Consider the following 13,861-nt stretch of genomic DNA (forward strand, 5'->3'; position numbering starts at 1 on the left):
GAAGGCGCGCAAACAGCGGAGAACTCGCCATGTTTGATATCCGCCCCTTCATCAAGCCCTTGGCCATCACCGCCCTTATTGCCCTGGTCTGGGGGACTGGCTTCTATTCCGGCCAGAAAGTCGCGTCAACCGCTGCCGCCAGCAAGCTGCAGGCTGTCCAGCTCTCTCACGAGCAAGAGCGGTCCCGCGCGGCTGATGCCAAAGCCGGCGAGCTTGCGACCGCGTTGGCCGGCCAGCAGAAGCTCGCAGAACAAGCCAACAAGCTGGGCTGGGAGCTGCTGCAAACCCGTTCCCAGTTGGCTACAACCCAGACCCAACTGAAGCAAAGGATTGCCGATGCGACCCAATCTGATGGTGATCGTTTTACTGGCCTCGGCCCTGGCGGGCTGCGGCTCTACAGTTCCGCCCTCGGCTACCCCGAGCGTAATCCGGGTCTGCCCGCAGCCAACGCCGGAGATGCTGCAAATCCCGGTCAAACCGGGGCCGCCGGTGCCGGGCTACAGCCGGCGGACTTGATCGCCCACGCCGCCGACTATGGCGCGTGGTGCCAACAGCTTGAAGCTCAACTGGGCACCCTGTCCCACCTTCATGGAGGTGCCACGACTAAATGACGGACATCTTCGACCAGGCGCAAGAACTGGAGCTGCGCCAGCGTGAGCAGGCGCTGGCCCGGCAGGCAGCACAGCAAAAAATCGGCACGAGCCTCAGTCACTGTGAAGACTGCGGCGACGCGATACCGGAGAAGCGCCAGACCTTGGTCAAGGGCTGCACCCGCTGTTTTGAGTGCCAAACCATTCACGAGAGGATTAATGCCAGATGAGCGACAACAACGAAGTCACCCGCGCCCTGGGGCGCATCGAGGGCAAGCTGGACATGATTGTTACCAGCCAACAGCAGCAGAACGAACGGCTGGACAGCATGGACGAGCGGCTGCGCCACGTCGAGCAACAAGCCGCCAAGGCCGGGGCGATCAGCGGCGGCATCGTGGCCGTCGGCACCGCCATTGCCGTCGAGGTGGTTAAACGGGCGTTGACGTAATGGCGCATGCACCGGAGACCCGCGACAAAGTCAGGCGCCTGTATGTGTTTGACCGCATCGGGCTGGAGGTGGCGGCGCTGCAGTGCGATGTGTCGATGTCTACCGCCAGCCGCTGGAAGCGCGAAGCGGCCGAGGCCGGCGACGACTGGGACAAACTGCGCGCCGCGGCGATCCTTGCCGGCGATGGCATCGAGAACGTCGCGCGGGCGGCGCTGACCGGCTTTTTAACGCAGTACCAGACGACGATGGACGCGATCAACACCAACGGGGATCTGCCTGCGGAAAAGAAGGTCGCGATGCTGGCCAGCCTGGCCGACTCGTTCAACAAGACCGTGGCGGCCAGCCGCAAAGTGTTGCCGGAGACCAGTCAGCTGGCGACGGCCATGGACGTGGTGCAGAAGATGGCCGCGTACATCCGCGAACGATATCCGCAGCACGCCCAGGCGTTCGTCGAGGTGCTGGAGCCGTTTGGGGAAGAGTTGGCGAAGCTGTATGGCTAGCTGGCTATGCCTTTGAGCATAGTCCAGACGGCTTGTGGGTTATCACAGGCCATTTCAACCAATTTATTGGTGAAGGTTTTGAGCGCTTCGCCGGGTAACTCTTTCAGGGTCTTGGTGAAGGAGTTTTTATCTTCGGTAGAAAGGGCAGAAGCTAGGATTTTGGTCTCCAGCATATCTCGGATGGTGTCTGCATGGAGCTTGACCGTGACCGTGCCAAGAATAGCTGAGAGACCTCCGTCTTGTGCAATAAAGTCCAAGCCAGCTGCCGATATTTTCACCCTTAATGGAACGGAACTGAGGCCGAGGGGCAGCCTTTCCGCCACAGCGGAATTGGCACCATCGACCAAGCCGTGCTCAATGAGATATGCAAGATTTGCCAACAGGACTGGTCGGTCAACTCCATCGAAAATGTCCGAATGAATGGTTACCCAATCAGGATAGAAGGTGCTTAGCGACTGCAGAAGATGCCTTTGCAAATCCCTATCAAGTTTCATAGTGCTTTCTTTCGGAGCAGTTAAATGGCTAAGGCTACCAAAAAAGGCTTCTTAAATGACATAGCATTGCTAGCCGCCGAGTACCGCCGCCAGATCGACGCCGAGTGCGACGGCTTCAACCCAGACCCAGCGGCGCGTGAACAGCGCCGCTTGCAAGCCTTTGCCAGCTTTCGCTTCTTTGCGCAGACCTATTTCCCGCACTACGTCAAACACAGCCCGGCAACCGTCCATGACTACCTGTTCGACCGTTTCCAGGACGTTGTCGATAACGGCATCGGCGATCACGATGCGGTGGCCGCGCCACGCGGTCACGCCAAGTCCACCATCGTCACCCAGATCGGCACGCTGTGGTGCATCGTGACCAAGCGCAAGCACTACCCGCTGATCGTGATGGATGCCATCGAGCAGGCATGGCCGATGCTAGAAGCAATCAAGGCCGAGCTGGAGTTCAATCCGCGTCTGCAGCTGGACTTTCCTGAAGCAACAGGGCGCGGCCGCGTATGGCAGGTCGGCACCATCGTCACCGCCAACGACGTGAAGGTGGAAGTGTTCGGCTCCGGCAAGCGAATACGGGGTCGCCGCCACGGTCCCTACCGTCCCGACCTGGTGATCGGCGACGATCTGGAAAACGATGAAAACGTGCGCAGCCCGGAGCAGCGCGACAAGCTGATGAGCTGGATCACCAAGAGCCTGTTGTCGCTTGGCCCGGCTGACGACAGCCTGGACGTATTCATCATCGGCACCATCCTGCATTACGACTCGGTGCTAGCCCGGCTGATCAAGAACCCGTTGTGGAAGAGCGCCAAGTTCCGCGCTGTGGAGCATTGGCCTGAACGCATGGATCTGTGGGACCGCTGGACCGAGATCTTGCTTGGTCAGGGCGAGGACGAAGCCAAGGCGTTCTACCTGGCGCACCAGCCGGACATGGACGCAGGGGTGAAGATTTGCTGGTCCGGCGGCACCACCTTCTACAAGCTGATGACCAAGCGCGCACGCGATGGCAAAGCCGCGTTCGACTCGGAACAGCAGAACGACCCGCTGTCTGGCGACGATGCCCCGTTTGCTGAGTGCATCACCTTCTGGGTGAACCGGCTGCGTGAGTGGGTATTCTACGGCGCGTGCGACCCGTCGCTCGGCAAGGCCGGGGCGAGCCGTGACCCATCGGCCATTCTGGTCGGCGGCTACAACCGCCATACCGGCATCCTGGACGTGGTCGAGGCCAGCATCCGCAAGCGTCTGCCCGACCGCATCATCGAGGACGTGATCGCCTTTCAGGCCGAGTACCGCTGCGTGCTGTGGCTGGTCGAGTCGGTGCAGTTCCAAGAGTTCATGCGCACCGAGTTGGTCAAGCGTTCCGCGGCACGCGGCATCCCGGTGCCGGCCCGTGCCGTCAATCCGCATGGCGACAAGCTGCTGCGCATCGAGACGCTGCAGCCGCATATGGCCAACGGCCTGATCCGGCTCTATCCCGACCAACACACCCTGATTGAGCAGTTGCGTCATTTCCCCAAAGCCGACCACGACGACGGGCCAGACGCGCTGCATATGCTGTGGGCCGGCGCGTTGTCAGGTGGCGGTCAGATCGAATTCACCCCGGTGCCGCGTGGCGGTGCCGATGACGACTTAGGCAGCGCCGCCGGCTTTTCTGGCGGGGCATGGTAGGAGTGACAAACATGGCGCAAATTGTGGACCAATTCGGTCAACCGATTCAAAAAGAAGTCTTGCACGAGCCGCAGACCGCCCGCGTGGGCTGGGTTACGCGCGAGTTCGCCGAGCATCCGTCGCGCGGCCTGACGCCGCAGCGCCTGGCCCGGATCCTGGAGGATGCCGAGCAAGGCAACCTGGCCGCGCAAGCCGACCTGTTCACCGACATGGAGGAGAAGGACGGCCACATCCTCGCCGAGATGTCAAAGCGCAAGCGCGCGCTGTTGACCCTGGACTGGAGCATCGCTCCGCCGCGTAACGCCAGCGCCGCGGAGAAGAAACAAGCCGATCAGTTGCAGGAGTGGCTGGCGGACATGGCCGAATTCGACGACGTGGTGCTGGACTGCCTGGATGGCATCGGTCACGCCTTTGCCGCGCTGGAGATCGAGTGGCAACGCTTGGGCGGCGACTGGCTGCCGCGGAGCCTGACGCACCGGCCGCAGCGCTGGTTCCAGACCATGCCGCATGACGGCAACGTGCTGCGGTTGCGCGATGGCTCGGCCGAGGGGGCTGAGCCTTGGCAGTTCGGCTGGGTGATCCATCGCCATAAAGCCAAGTCCGGCTATCTGAACCGCGCCGGCCTGCACCGCGTGTTGGCCTGGCCCTATCTGTTCAAGAACTTCAGTGTGCGCGACCTGGCCGAGTTCCTTGAGATCTACGGCTTGCCGCTGCGCCTGGGCAAGTACCCGGCGGGAGCCAGCAAAGAAGAAAAAGCCACGCTGCTGCAGGCGGTGGCCAGCATCGGTCACAACGCTGCTGGCATCATCCCGGACAGCATGCTGATCGAGTTCCAGAACGCCGCCAATGGTAGCCATGAGCCATTCCAAGCAATGATGGATTGGTGCGAGCGGACCCAGTCCAAAGCCATCCTAGGCGGCACGCTGACCAGCCAGGCCGACGGCAAGACCTCGACCAATGCCCTGGGCACGATCCACAACGAAGTGCGCCATGACTTGACTGTCAGTGACGCGCGTCAGTTGGAAGGCTCGCTGACCCGAGATCTACTCTACCCGCTTGCGGTCCTGAACTTCGGTCAGGTGGATCCGCGCCGCATGCCGCGCCTGGTGTTCGATACCCGGCAGCCGGAAGACTTGAAGCTGTACGCGGACGCGCTGCCGTCGCTTGTCGGCCTGGGATTGAAGGTGCCCACAGCCTGGGTCTACGAGAAGCTGGCGATCCCCACGCCTCAGCCAGACGAGGAGGTGCTGATCGCGCCGCGGCCTGAAATGGCGCTGCCGCCGGAGCTGCGACCGAAGGAGGCCAAGGCGGCGTTGTCTTATCGCGCGGTCCTGACAAATGCCCAGGGCGAAGTGGTGTATCCCGACCAGGCGGCGCTGGACGCCATCGAGTTGCCGGATCTGAGCGGCGAGGCCAACACCCTGCTTGAGCCGGTGATCCAGGCGCTGCGCAGCGGCGCGACGCCGGATGACGCCGTCGAGGCGCTGACGGCGGCTTTCCCGCTGTTGGACGACGGCACGATCAAGGAGATGCTGGCGCGCACGATGTTCGTCGCGGATGTGTGGGGGCGCTTGAATGCCGACAGCTGACGCGGTCGATCTGAGCTACGCCATCGGTTTGCCGCCGGAGGAGGCTATCGCCTACTTCAAAGAGAAGGGCTACGCGATTGGCTTCAAATGGCAGGACGTCTGGGCCGAGGCGCATGCGCGCGCGTTTACCGTGTCCGGCGTTACCCGGCTGGACGTACTGACCGATGTGCGCGAAGCGCTGACGGCCGCGCTGGAGAATGGCGAAACCCTGGCCGACTTCCAGAACCGGCTGCAGCCGCTGTTGGAGGCAAAGGGCTGGTGGGGCAAGGGGCGCATCGTTGATGAAGGGACTGGTGAGATTCTGGGCAAGCGGCTCAACCCGCGCCGGCTCGAAACCATCTTCCGCACCAACCTGCAGTCGTCCTATATGGCCGGCCGCTTCCAGGAACAGCTGGCCAGCGCCGAGTTGCGACCGTACTGGGAGTACGTGGCCGTCATGGACAACCGCACCCGGCCGGCGCACCGCAGCTTGCACGGCCGCGTGTTCCGCTACGACGACCCGTTCTGGAGCCGCTTCTATCCGCCGAACGGCTGGAACTGCCGCTGCAGAGTACGCACTCGCAGCGCGCGGGACATGGAGCGCCTGGAGCTGTTGGCGGCCAGCAGCGAGGGGCGACTGGAAGAAGTGGATCAGACAATAGACCGCGAGGGCAATACGCGGAAGGTGATCGCCTTCAACGACCCGGCGACCGGCAAGCGCTTCGTCGCAGATCCCGGCTTCGGCTTCAACCCCGGCGTTGCCGCCTATGAGCCGGATCTGAGCCGATACCCGCCAGAGCTGGCGAAGCAATACCGCAAGTACCAGGAGGCCGCATGATAGACATCAAGGTGGACAACAGCGGCGTCCTCGCCGCATTGCAGCGGCTGGAGAAGGCGATCACGCACCGCGTGCCGCTGATGCAAGCCATCGCCGGCATCATGGCCGACGCGGTGGAAGAGAACTTCGCCCGCGAAGGGCGGCCAGCCTGGCAGGGATTGAAGCCAGCGTCCTGGATGTCGAGGGCTGGCGCGCTGACAAAACGCGGCCAGGTATCGGCGGCGCGCTTCGAGAAGAAGGTGCGCGGCGGCAAAATCCTGCAAGCGTCCGGCCGGCTGGCCAGCAGCATGACCCAGAGCAGCAGCAACGATAACGCGGTGGTGGGCACCAATGTGAAGTACGCCGCCATCCAGCAGTTCGGCGGACAGACAAAGCCCCACGAGATCCGCCCGCGCAACAAGCGCGCGCTGGCCTGGGCCGGGGGCCGGCATCCGGTACGCAAGGTCAACCACCCCGGCAGCAAGATCCCGGCGCGCCCCTTCCTGGTGCTCGGCGACGAGGACATGCGCGAGATCGAGGCGACGGTGGAGGACTATCTGAGAGCCGCGACGGGCGGTTGACCACAAAACGAAACGCGCCGTTCTGGCGCGTTTTTAGCGGGCTGGGTGGTGCGGTGATGCACCGGAACCCCGCATCGTTGAAATTAAACGGGGTTTAAACGCCTTCCAGCGGATCAGGACGGAAAGTTTCGAGTGCCTTTTCCAGTATGGGCTTCAAAACGTAGAAATCGACACCGATGCTTTCCTTGCCGTCAGGTCGGCCAAACATGATGCTTACCCTATTGCCGGACAGTAGAGCATTGCCCTCTATGCTTGGCAAGTCGACCTGTTGCTTCTTCAGGACAGGCATATTCCAGAGCGACAGAATGTCTTCCTCGGATATGCTTAAGTCGTAGGTGCATTTGTCACCATCGTCATAGATGCTTACGCGTGCGGTTTTCATGGGTTGAGTGTCCGTATTGTGGCATCGCTCGTCCGATGCTGGTTTTCCAGCTTGTCCAGCAAGTCGTGTCCAGTCCAGGTCAATACGACCAGCGGGTTATCACGTTGCATTTCCAGACTTTGCTTCTCGAAACGAATAAAGCCGGCGCTTTCCAGCAAGGACAAGTGGAAGTCTTGTTCCACCTTGCCAGCGCCAACTTTGTCGGCAACCCCTCGCCGCACCGACGCGCTAGTCGGTTTGCCATCCGGCTCTTTTGCCACCTCTTCCAGGATGGCAAGTACCGTATTCATGTTTCTTCTCATCTCGGCTTTACCTTGCATGACATTGGAAAACCGCCATTGTGACATGCCGCCGGGCATGGTCAATGCACAGCATCAATTTCCACTGAAGCCCCTCAGCTAAGCCCTCTCGCAGTGTCCCATCAAAATGGGGGCATGCCACACCTGACACATTTCATCGCCGCTCTGACGGTCGACCTCTCCAAACAAGCCGGAACGGAAGGCAAGGCGCCTCGCGCCGTCAAGCTGATCCCGGCCGGTAGTTTCCGCGCCCGAGACGGCCGGCCGGCCGAGGTGCCCGCCTGGAAGATGGATAGCGTCCAGGCCGCCATTTTGATTGCCGCAGCCACCGACCGGAGGACGCGCTATGTAATCGACTACGAGCATCAAACCCTACGCAGCATCGAGAACGGCAAGCCCGCGCCTGCCGCTGGCTGGTTCCGCACGCTGGAATGGCGGGACGATGGACTCTACGCGATAGACGTCGAATGGACGACGGCCGCCGCCGCGATGCTCGAGTCCGATGAGTATGGCTACCTCTCTCCCGTTTTTACCTACGACAAGGAAGGCCGCATCACGGGCCTGCTGCATGTCGCTCTGACCAATAACCCCGCGCTCGATGAGTTGCCGGAGCTGTCGGTCGCCGCCTTGTCGCTCTTAGCGACAGTTTCCCCCCCAACCATCCAGGAGGAGTCCATGGATATCGCCGAACTGCTGGAGCAATTGCGCTGGATGTTAAATCTGCCGGTGGGTGCCACGGTAGAAGACACCAAAGCACAGCTTCAGAAACTGATTGACCACTTGTCCGCCGGCCAAGGCACCGCCGCCGCCAGCGTTGACTTGCTCGGACTGCTCACCGGCCAGCAGCAACGCATCGCCGCGCTGTCGGCAACCCAGGTCGACCCCGCCCGCTTCGTGTCGGTGGAGACCATGCGCGCCCTGCAGGAGCAAGTCGCCGCGTTGACTGCCCAGCAGCAGGGCCGCGTCGTCGAAGACCTGGTGACGGTGGCGCTGTCCGACGGCCGGTTGTTGCCGGTACAGGAAGAATGGGCGCGCGGCCTGGGCAAATCCAACCTCGACGCGCTGCAGTCCTATCTGGCCAGCGCTCCGAAGATCGCCGCGCTGTCGACCACCCAAACCCAAGGCAAGCCGCCCGCGGCTGACTCGGAAACCGGCTTGGACGCCGACACGCTGGCAGTTTGCAGCATGTTTGGCAACGACCCGGCCGCCGTGGCCGCCGCGATGAAGGAGTAAGCACGTCATGACCGCTACGACTCAAGACCGCAACACCCCGATGAAGGATGGCTCGCTGATCGTTGTCCCGGTGGCCGCCGGCCAAAAAATTCCGGCCGGGGCGCTGGTTGCCGCCAGTGCGACCGGATTCGCTACCAATGGCGCGACGGCGACGACCTTGGCCTACCTCGGCCGCGCCGAAGGGCTGGCCGACAACACCGCTGGAGCCGACGGCGCGATCAGCATGACGATCCGCCGCGGCAAGGCGTTCAAGTGGGCCAACGAATCCGGCGACCCCGTCACCCAAGCCAGCGTCGGCCGCGCCTGCTACATCGTCGACAACCAGACCGTGGCAAAAACCAACGGCACTAACACCCGTTCGCTGGCAGGCACCGTACTCGGTGTCGACGTCGACGGCGTGTGGGTCATCTAAACCCCAGCGACTGGAAGGAGCAAACCCCATGATCATCAACGCCGCTACGCTGAAGGCGATCTTCGTCAACCTGAAGACCACCTTCAACAACGCCTTCGACAGCGCGCCCAGCCAGTGGCAGAAAATCGCCATGCTGGTGCCGTCGACCGCCCGTTCCAACGATTACAAGTGGCTGTCCGCTTTCCCGCGCATGCAGAAGTGGATCGGCGAGAAAGCGGTCAAAGCGCTGTCCGCCTTCGGCTACAGCATCACCAACGACGACTGGGAAACCACCGTCGAGGTGGACCGCAACGATATCGACGACGACAACCTCGGCATCTACGCGCCGCAAGCGCAGATGGCGGGCTTCTCGGCCAAGCAGTTGCCCGACGAGATCGTGTTCGACCTGGTCAACAAGGCATTCAACAGCCTCTGCTACGACGGCCAGTACTTCTTCGACGTCGATCACCCGGTGGCCGATGCCTCGGTATCGAACAAGGGCACCAAGAAACTGTCCGCCGCGTCGCAAGCGGCCGCCCAGGCCAGCTACGGCGTAGCGCGCACGGCGATGAAGAAGTTCAAGGACGATGAAGGCCGCCCGCTGAACATCACCCCGAACGTGTTGCTGGTGCCGCCGGCCCTGGAAGACATCGCCCGCGCGCTGCTGAGCAACGACCGCTTGGAAGATGGCAAGACCAACCCCTACAAAGGCACCGCCGAACTGGTGGTGGTGCCCTGGTTGACCTCTGACGACGCCTGGTTCCTGCTCGACACCACCAAGCCGGTCAAGCCCTTCATCTACCAGGAGCGTAAAAAGCCGGTATTCGTCCAGCAGACCGATCCGCAGGCCGATGACGTGTTTAACCGCCGTAAGTACAAGTTCGGCGCGGAGGCTCGCGCGGCCGGTGGTTACGGTTTCTGGCAGCTGGCTTACGGCTCCGACGGCAGCGTGGCGTAAGGGGGCGTCATGGCTAAAACCAACACCAAGGCCGCGCCGAGCGGAGCGGCCGAAGAGAAGCTGCAGCCACCCGCCGACCAGGCGGTGGAGCCGCCGGCCGCGCTGCCGCCGAGCATCCAGGAATCTGGCGCTGCGACCGAAGGCGATCTGCAGCAACCCGCCGCCCATGTGGTGGAGCCGCCGGCCGCGCTGCCGCCTGAAGTGACGGGGATGTTTGCCCCAGACACCGTCGAGGTGGTGGCGAAGTGCGAGCAGTTCCGCCGCGCCGGCCGCTGGTTTACTCGCGAAGTTACCCGGATCCCGCTGAGCGAGTTGACCGCCGCCGAGTTCGAAATGCTGTGCCAGGAGCCGATGCTGTCCTTGCAGCTGCTCCGCGTCGGCGGGGGCGAATGATGTACGCCACCCGCGACGACATGGTGACGCGCTTCGGCGAGGGGGAAGTCATTGCGCTGACCGACCGCGCCTTTGCCGGCGCAGTCGACGAGACGGTGCTGGCGGGCGCGCTGGAAGCGGCCGGCGTCGAGATCGACGGCTACATCAGCAGCCGCTACCGGCTGCCGCTGGCCCAGCCGCCGAAGATCCTCACCGGCTACGCCTGCGACATCGCCCGCTATCGCCTTTGCGGCAGCGGCACGCGGGTGACAGACGACATCCGCGACCGCTACCGCGATGCGGTGAAGTTCCTGGAGCTGGTGGCCGGCGGCAAGGTCACGCTGGGCGGCATGCCGGACGGCGCGCCCATGCCAACCGACAACACCGTGCAGTTCGCCAGCGGCACGCGGGTGTTCGCTCGCGACGGAGGGCTGTTCTGATGATCATCGCCAGAACCGAAGAGGCCATCATCGCGCGTTTGCGCCTGGGCCTCGGCCGCATGGTCCGCGAAGTCGGCAGCTATGGCGGCGAACTGGACGACGGGCTGGAGGAAGCCATCCGGCGTTTCCCGGCGGCGTGGGTGACCTTCGGCGGCGTTCCCAGAACCGAGCCGTACTCCGCGTCGAAGTGGAAATACAAAGCCGACGCCAGCTTCGTCGTGATGGTGGGCGACCGCAGCGTGCGCAGTGAAGCGGCCAGCCGTACCGGCGGCGCGGCGGCGGCGGAAGTCGGCACATATCGGCTGGTCACCGCGGTGCGCCGCCTGCTGTCGGCCCAGGATCTGGATCTGCCGATTCATCCGCTGCAGCCCGGCCGGATTCGCACCCTGTTTAACTCCAGGCTGGAGAACGACGCGTTTTCGGTGTTCGCCTGCGAGTTCTCGACCTTCTGGATTGAAGAGGCCCTGCCGCAGCTGCGCTGGCCGACGCCGCCGGCTGCCGGCGCGCCGGGGGCGGCTGACGATCCGGACGCGGTGTTCACCGGCTATCAGGGCAAGACCGGCGAGCCAGATCCCGACTGGCTGCGTACCGGCCTGAATTACCACCTGATGCCGGACGACGGCCAGCCCGACGCCTCGGACATCCTCACCAGGAGCGATCCATGAAAGTGAAAGCCGCGCCCGGCATCCAGGTGCCGAGGGAAGACAAACCGCGTGAGTTCATCACCGACGCCGCCGCGGTGGACGTGCCGAACAGCGCCTATTACCTGCGCATCCAGGCCGATGGCGATCTGATCGAGATCGACGCCGCCGACAGTGCCAAAACCACCGCAAAGAAAGGGGGTGAATGATGGCCAGCCCGAATATCAGCTTCGACAGCATCCCGGCAAGCATCCGCAAGCCCGGCAAGTACTTCGAATTCAACACCAAGCTGGCGGTGCGCACGCTGCCGGGCAATCCGCAGCGCGTGCTGGTGCTGGGCCAGAAACTGGCAGCCGGCACCCAGGCGGCGATGGTGCCCGCCGACGTGTTCAGCGACGAGCAGGCGGCGCAGCTGTTTGGCCGCGGCTCTCAGCTGCACTTGATGGCCCGCGCCGCGATCACGGCTTACCCCTATTTGCAGCTGACCGCCGTCGCCATCGCGGATCCGGCCGGCGTGGCGGCCTCGGGCACGGTGACCTTGACCGGCACCGCCACCGGCAGCGGCGTGCTGAAGCTGTGGGTCGGCGCGACTCGTGTCGATGTCGCGGTCAACAGCGGCGACACTGCCGCCGCCGTGGCGACGGCCCTGGGCGCGGCGCTGGCCGCCCGGCCGGATTTGCCGGCTACCGGCGCGGTGGCGTCGGGCGTGGTCACCGTGACCTGCGTCCACAAGGGCACAATCGGCAATGACCTGAAGCTGGTGGCCAGCGCAACAGCGCCCGGTCTCTCCGCCGCGGTGGTGACCCTGGCAGGCGGCACTTTGGACCCGGACTATACCGCCACCTTGGCGACAATGGCCGGCGGCGGGCACAACATCATTGTGGCCCCGCTGGCTAGCCAAGCGCAGCTGACCGTGATCCGCAGTCATCTGGACTTCGTGTCCGGGCCGATGGAGCAACGCGGTGCCATTGGCGTGTTTGGTTGGCCTGGCTCGCTGGCGAGCGGCACCACCCTGGCCGGACAGATCAACAGCGGCCGCATCACCGGGGCCTGGCATCGAGGCGCCTTGCGCCTGCCCTGCGAAATTGCCGCCGCCTACGCCGCCGTATTGGCCAGCGAGGAGGATCCGGCGCGGCCGCTGAACACCCTGGAGCTGGCGGGCATCGACGTGACCGGCATTGACCAGCGGCCGACCCGGACCGAGCAGGAGAACGCCCTGTACAACGGCATGACGCCGCTGGAGATCGGACCCGGCGACCGGGTGCAGATCGTGCGCGCCATCAGCACCTACACCAAGGACGCCCAGGGCGTGGACGACGTGGCGCTGCTGGACATCACCACCATTCGCACCCTGGACTACGTGCGCAAGGCGTGCCGTGAGCGGATCTCGCTGCGCTTCCCGCGCGAGAAGCTGTCCGAGCGAACCCCGGACAAGGTGCGTTCGGAGCTGTTCGACGTGCTGCTGAAGCTGGAAGAACTGGAGATCGTCGAAGCGGTGGAGGCCAACAAGGACGGCCTGATCGTCGAGCGCGACAGCCAGGACGTGAACCGCCTGGACGCCAAGATCCCGGTGGACGTGGTCAACGGCCTGCATGTGTTCGCCGGCCGCATCGACCTGCTGCTGTAAACACCCAGGGGCGGCATCCGCCGCCCTGTACCAACGGAGGAGGACATCATGGCGCTTCAGGAATACGCAGGGGCCATCGTGCTGGAAGTTGATGGTAAGGAAGTCGAAGTCATCGACATCAGCATCAGCACCAAGACCGGCCGGAAGCTGGTCAAGACCATGAACAAGACAGGCCGGGCCAAAGGTTTCGCCAAGGGCATCGCCGAATACGACCTGTCGGTAACCGTCGCCATCCCGCTGAGCGGCGACCTGGACTGGGAGGCGATTGAAGGCGCGAAGCTGACCATCTACCCGAACAGCACAGGCGGCAAGCGTGAAAGCTATCTCGACTGCTTCACCACCGAGACCGGCGACAAGTACTCCGTCGACAACGAAGCACGCCGCGACCTCAAGCTGCAGGCGCTGCGCCACGTGAAAGAATAAGCACCATGACCGAAAAAGGCGAACTGCAGTACGGCGTCGAGTATCCGGCCGGCTCCGGCCAGATGCACTACGAATTCGAAATTCGCTTGCCCACCGTAAGCGACAACATCGACGCCATCGAGACCAGCGGCGGCGGCTCCAACTTGCGTCTCAACACCATGATGCTGGCGGCCAGCCTGGTGAAGCTGGGCAGCATCCCACGCGAGGCGATCACATTCGAGCTGTTGAGCACCATGGTGGATGACGACTACGACGTGATGACCGAGGCGCGGGATCGTCTCAAAAAAAAGCGGATGCGGCCGAAGAGCAACTCAGCGGATTCCGACTCGCCGTCGTCGTCCTCGGCCGGCACGGCATCCCCGAGTCCCGGATCCGGGAGCTGAACGCCGTCGAGTTTGAAGGCTACCTTGCCGCCGTCAATAGTTTGTACGGCGG

The 13,861-nt window shown here is 63.5% G+C and carries 21 protein-coding genes; 18 read left to right on the forward strand and 3 right to left on the reverse strand.

Features of this window, described 5'->3' with window-relative positions:
* The first annotated feature begins 29 nt into the window (after nt 1-29).
* The 4 genes from NK214_RS11030 to NK214_RS11045 are packed head-to-tail and all read left to right on the forward strand — an operon-like array spanning nt 30 to nt 1,538.
* Complete coding sequence (locus NK214_RS11030) at nt 30-611, forward strand: hypothetical protein (RefSeq protein ID WP_253314478.1); 582 nt, start codon at nt 30-32, stop codon at nt 609-611.
* Nucleotides 608-820, forward strand: coding sequence for a TraR/DksA family transcriptional regulator (locus NK214_RS11035; protein WP_253314479.1), 213 nt, complete (start codon nt 608-610; stop codon nt 818-820). The genes NK214_RS11030 and NK214_RS11035 overlap by 4 nt, the downstream gene beginning before the upstream one ends.
* A complete protein-coding gene (locus NK214_RS11040; protein WP_081575578.1) occupies nt 817-1,038 on the forward strand; it encodes a hypothetical protein in 222 nt (73 codons plus the stop codon). The genes NK214_RS11035 and NK214_RS11040 overlap by 4 nt, the downstream gene beginning before the upstream one ends.
* A complete protein-coding gene (locus NK214_RS11045; RefSeq protein ID WP_253314480.1) occupies nt 1,038-1,538 on the forward strand; it encodes a DUF1804 family protein in 501 nt (166 codons plus the stop codon). The genes NK214_RS11040 and NK214_RS11045 overlap by 1 nt, the downstream gene beginning before the upstream one ends.
* Here NK214_RS11045 and NK214_RS11050 read toward each other — a convergent pair.
* On the reverse strand, nt 1,535-2,032 hold the full coding sequence (locus NK214_RS11050) for a hypothetical protein (RefSeq protein ID WP_253314481.1): 498 nt from the start codon (nt 2,030-2,032) through the stop codon (nt 1,535-1,537). The two genes, NK214_RS11045 and NK214_RS11050, sit on opposite strands and share 4 nt — an antisense overlap.
* A gap of 24 nt (nt 2,033-2,056) precedes the next feature.
* Between NK214_RS11050 and terL the strand changes: the two genes are divergently transcribed.
* The 4 genes from terL to NK214_RS11070 are packed head-to-tail and all read left to right on the forward strand — an operon-like array spanning nt 2,057 to nt 6,660.
* On the forward strand, nt 2,057-3,694 hold the full coding sequence (terL, locus tag NK214_RS11055) for a phage terminase large subunit (protein ID WP_253314482.1): 1,638 nt from the start codon (nt 2,057-2,059) through the stop codon (nt 3,692-3,694).
* Nucleotides 3,695-3,705: 11 nt separating this feature from the next.
* Nucleotides 3,706-5,283: a DUF935 domain-containing protein gene (locus tag NK214_RS11060; protein ID WP_253314483.1), complete on the forward strand. Its 1,578-nt coding sequence runs from the start codon at nt 3,706-3,708 to the stop codon at nt 5,281-5,283.
* Nucleotides 5,270-6,100 (forward strand): phage minor head protein, encoded by an 831-nt coding sequence (locus NK214_RS11065; protein WP_253314484.1) that lies wholly within the window; start codon nt 5,270-5,272, stop codon nt 6,098-6,100. Before NK214_RS11060 ends, NK214_RS11065 begins: the two co-directional genes overlap by 14 nt.
* Nucleotides 6,097-6,660 (forward strand): phage virion morphogenesis protein, encoded by a 564-nt coding sequence (locus tag NK214_RS11070; protein ID WP_253314485.1) that lies wholly within the window; start codon nt 6,097-6,099, stop codon nt 6,658-6,660. The genes NK214_RS11065 and NK214_RS11070 overlap by 4 nt, the downstream gene beginning before the upstream one ends.
* A gap of 94 nt (nt 6,661-6,754) precedes the next feature.
* Here the strand turns inward: NK214_RS11070 and NK214_RS11075 are convergent, their stop codons facing one another.
* Together NK214_RS11075 and NK214_RS11080 are read right to left on the reverse strand one after the other, a co-directional pair.
* The gene (locus NK214_RS11075) at nt 6,755-7,042 is read right to left on the reverse strand and encodes a hypothetical protein (RefSeq protein ID WP_253314486.1); all 288 of its coding nucleotides are present in this window, start codon (nt 7,040-7,042) and stop codon (nt 6,755-6,757) included.
* Nucleotides 7,039-7,332 (reverse strand): DUF2513 domain-containing protein, encoded by a 294-nt coding sequence (locus NK214_RS11080; RefSeq protein ID WP_253314487.1) that lies wholly within the window; start codon nt 7,330-7,332, stop codon nt 7,039-7,041. Before NK214_RS11080 ends, NK214_RS11075 begins: the two co-directional genes overlap by 4 nt.
* 144 nt (nt 7,333-7,476) lie before the next feature.
* Between NK214_RS11080 and NK214_RS11085 the strand changes: the two genes are divergently transcribed.
* Genes NK214_RS11085 through NK214_RS11130 form a run of 10 tightly spaced genes read left to right on the forward strand, consistent with a single transcriptional unit; the run spans nt 7,477 to nt 13,809 of the window.
* Nucleotides 7,477-8,574: a phage protease gene (locus NK214_RS11085; RefSeq protein WP_253314488.1), complete on the forward strand. Its 1,098-nt coding sequence runs from the start codon at nt 7,477-7,479 to the stop codon at nt 8,572-8,574.
* A gap of 7 nt (nt 8,575-8,581) precedes the next feature.
* Nucleotides 8,582-8,986, forward strand: a complete 405-nt coding sequence (locus tag NK214_RS11090) for a hypothetical protein (RefSeq protein ID WP_253314489.1) — start codon at nt 8,582-8,584, stop codon at nt 8,984-8,986.
* Nucleotides 8,987-9,014: 28 nt separating this feature from the next.
* A complete protein-coding gene (locus NK214_RS11095; RefSeq protein ID WP_253314490.1) occupies nt 9,015-9,923 on the forward strand; it encodes a Mu-like prophage major head subunit gpT family protein in 909 nt (302 codons plus the stop codon).
* Nucleotides 9,924-9,932: 9 nt separating this feature from the next.
* The gene (locus NK214_RS11100) at nt 9,933-10,316 is read left to right on the forward strand and encodes a hypothetical protein (protein WP_253314491.1); all 384 of its coding nucleotides are present in this window, start codon (nt 9,933-9,935) and stop codon (nt 10,314-10,316) included.
* Nucleotides 10,313-10,735, forward strand: coding sequence for a gp436 family protein (locus tag NK214_RS11105; protein ID WP_253314492.1), 423 nt, complete (start codon nt 10,313-10,315; stop codon nt 10,733-10,735). Before NK214_RS11100 ends, NK214_RS11105 begins: the two co-directional genes overlap by 4 nt.
* Nucleotides 10,735-11,400 (forward strand): DUF1834 family protein, encoded by a 666-nt coding sequence (locus NK214_RS11110; protein WP_253314493.1) that lies wholly within the window; start codon nt 10,735-10,737, stop codon nt 11,398-11,400. Before NK214_RS11105 ends, NK214_RS11110 begins: the two co-directional genes overlap by 1 nt.
* Nucleotides 11,397-11,585 (forward strand): DUF2635 domain-containing protein, encoded by a 189-nt coding sequence (locus tag NK214_RS11115; RefSeq protein ID WP_081575593.1) that lies wholly within the window; start codon nt 11,397-11,399, stop codon nt 11,583-11,585. Before NK214_RS11110 ends, NK214_RS11115 begins: the two co-directional genes overlap by 4 nt.
* The gene (locus tag NK214_RS11120) at nt 11,585-13,003 is read left to right on the forward strand and encodes a phage tail sheath subtilisin-like domain-containing protein (protein ID WP_253314515.1); all 1,419 of its coding nucleotides are present in this window, start codon (nt 11,585-11,587) and stop codon (nt 13,001-13,003) included. The genes NK214_RS11115 and NK214_RS11120 overlap by 1 nt, the downstream gene beginning before the upstream one ends.
* A gap of 48 nt (nt 13,004-13,051) precedes the next feature.
* Entirely contained in the window at nt 13,052-13,426 is a 375-nt protein-coding gene (locus tag NK214_RS11125; protein ID WP_253314494.1) for a phage tail protein, read from the forward strand.
* A gap of 5 nt (nt 13,427-13,431) precedes the next feature.
* The gene (locus tag NK214_RS11130; protein WP_253314495.1) at nt 13,432-13,809 is read left to right on the forward strand and encodes a hypothetical protein; all 378 of its coding nucleotides are present in this window, start codon (nt 13,432-13,434) and stop codon (nt 13,807-13,809) included.
* The last annotated feature ends 52 nt before the right edge of the window (nt 13,810-13,861 follow it).

Source organism: Chromobacterium sp. S0633, assembly GCF_024158805.1.
GTDB lineage: Bacteria > Pseudomonadota > Gammaproteobacteria > Burkholderiales > Chromobacteriaceae > Chromobacterium.

What these genes read in the sequence shown, in the direction of transcription:
- NK214_RS11110 (WP_253314493.1), top strand. Translation starts at nt 10,735, where the DNA reads ATGATCATCGCCAGAACCGAAGAGGCCATCATCGCGCGTTTGCGCCTG.
- NK214_RS11045 (WP_253314480.1), top strand. Translation starts at nt 1,038, where the DNA reads ATGGCGCATGCACCGGAGACCCGCGACAAAGTCAGGCGCCTGTATGTG.
- NK214_RS11030 (WP_253314478.1), top strand. Translation starts at nt 30, where the DNA reads ATGTTTGATATCCGCCCCTTCATCAAGCCCTTGGCCATCACCGCCCTT.
- NK214_RS11075 (WP_253314486.1), bottom strand. Translation starts at nt 7,042, where the DNA reads ATGAAAACCGCACGCGTAAGCATCTATGACGATGGTGACAAATGCACC.
- NK214_RS11090 (WP_253314489.1), top strand. Translation starts at nt 8,582, where the DNA reads ATGACCGCTACGACTCAAGACCGCAACACCCCGATGAAGGATGGCTCG.
- NK214_RS11050 (WP_253314481.1), bottom strand. Translation starts at nt 2,032, where the DNA reads ATGAAACTTGATAGGGATTTGCAAAGGCATCTTCTGCAGTCGCTAAGC.
- NK214_RS11080 (WP_253314487.1), bottom strand. Translation starts at nt 7,332, where the DNA reads ATGAATACGGTACTTGCCATCCTGGAAGAGGTGGCAAAAGAGCCGGAT.
- NK214_RS11065 (WP_253314484.1), top strand. Translation starts at nt 5,270, where the DNA reads ATGCCGACAGCTGACGCGGTCGATCTGAGCTACGCCATCGGTTTGCCG.
- NK214_RS11085 (WP_253314488.1), top strand. Translation starts at nt 7,477, where the DNA reads ATGCCACACCTGACACATTTCATCGCCGCTCTGACGGTCGACCTCTCC.
- terL (WP_253314482.1), top strand. Translation starts at nt 2,057, where the DNA reads ATGGCTAAGGCTACCAAAAAAGGCTTCTTAAATGACATAGCATTGCTA.
- NK214_RS11040 (WP_081575578.1), top strand. Translation starts at nt 817, where the DNA reads ATGAGCGACAACAACGAAGTCACCCGCGCCCTGGGGCGCATCGAGGGC.
- NK214_RS11035 (WP_253314479.1), top strand. Translation starts at nt 608, where the DNA reads ATGACGGACATCTTCGACCAGGCGCAAGAACTGGAGCTGCGCCAGCGT.
- NK214_RS11120 (WP_253314515.1), top strand. Translation starts at nt 11,585, where the DNA reads ATGGCCAGCCCGAATATCAGCTTCGACAGCATCCCGGCAAGCATCCGC.
- NK214_RS11095 (WP_253314490.1), top strand. Translation starts at nt 9,015, where the DNA reads ATGATCATCAACGCCGCTACGCTGAAGGCGATCTTCGTCAACCTGAAG.
- NK214_RS11125 (WP_253314494.1), top strand. Translation starts at nt 13,052, where the DNA reads ATGGCGCTTCAGGAATACGCAGGGGCCATCGTGCTGGAAGTTGATGGT.
- NK214_RS11070 (WP_253314485.1), top strand. Translation starts at nt 6,097, where the DNA reads ATGATAGACATCAAGGTGGACAACAGCGGCGTCCTCGCCGCATTGCAG.
- NK214_RS11105 (WP_253314492.1), top strand. Translation starts at nt 10,313, where the DNA reads ATGATGTACGCCACCCGCGACGACATGGTGACGCGCTTCGGCGAGGGG.
- NK214_RS11130 (WP_253314495.1), top strand. Translation starts at nt 13,432, where the DNA reads ATGACCGAAAAAGGCGAACTGCAGTACGGCGTCGAGTATCCGGCCGGC.
- NK214_RS11060 (WP_253314483.1), top strand. Translation starts at nt 3,706, where the DNA reads ATGGCGCAAATTGTGGACCAATTCGGTCAACCGATTCAAAAAGAAGTC.
- NK214_RS11115 (WP_081575593.1), top strand. Translation starts at nt 11,397, where the DNA reads ATGAAAGTGAAAGCCGCGCCCGGCATCCAGGTGCCGAGGGAAGACAAA.
- NK214_RS11100 (WP_253314491.1), top strand. Translation starts at nt 9,933, where the DNA reads ATGGCTAAAACCAACACCAAGGCCGCGCCGAGCGGAGCGGCCGAAGAG.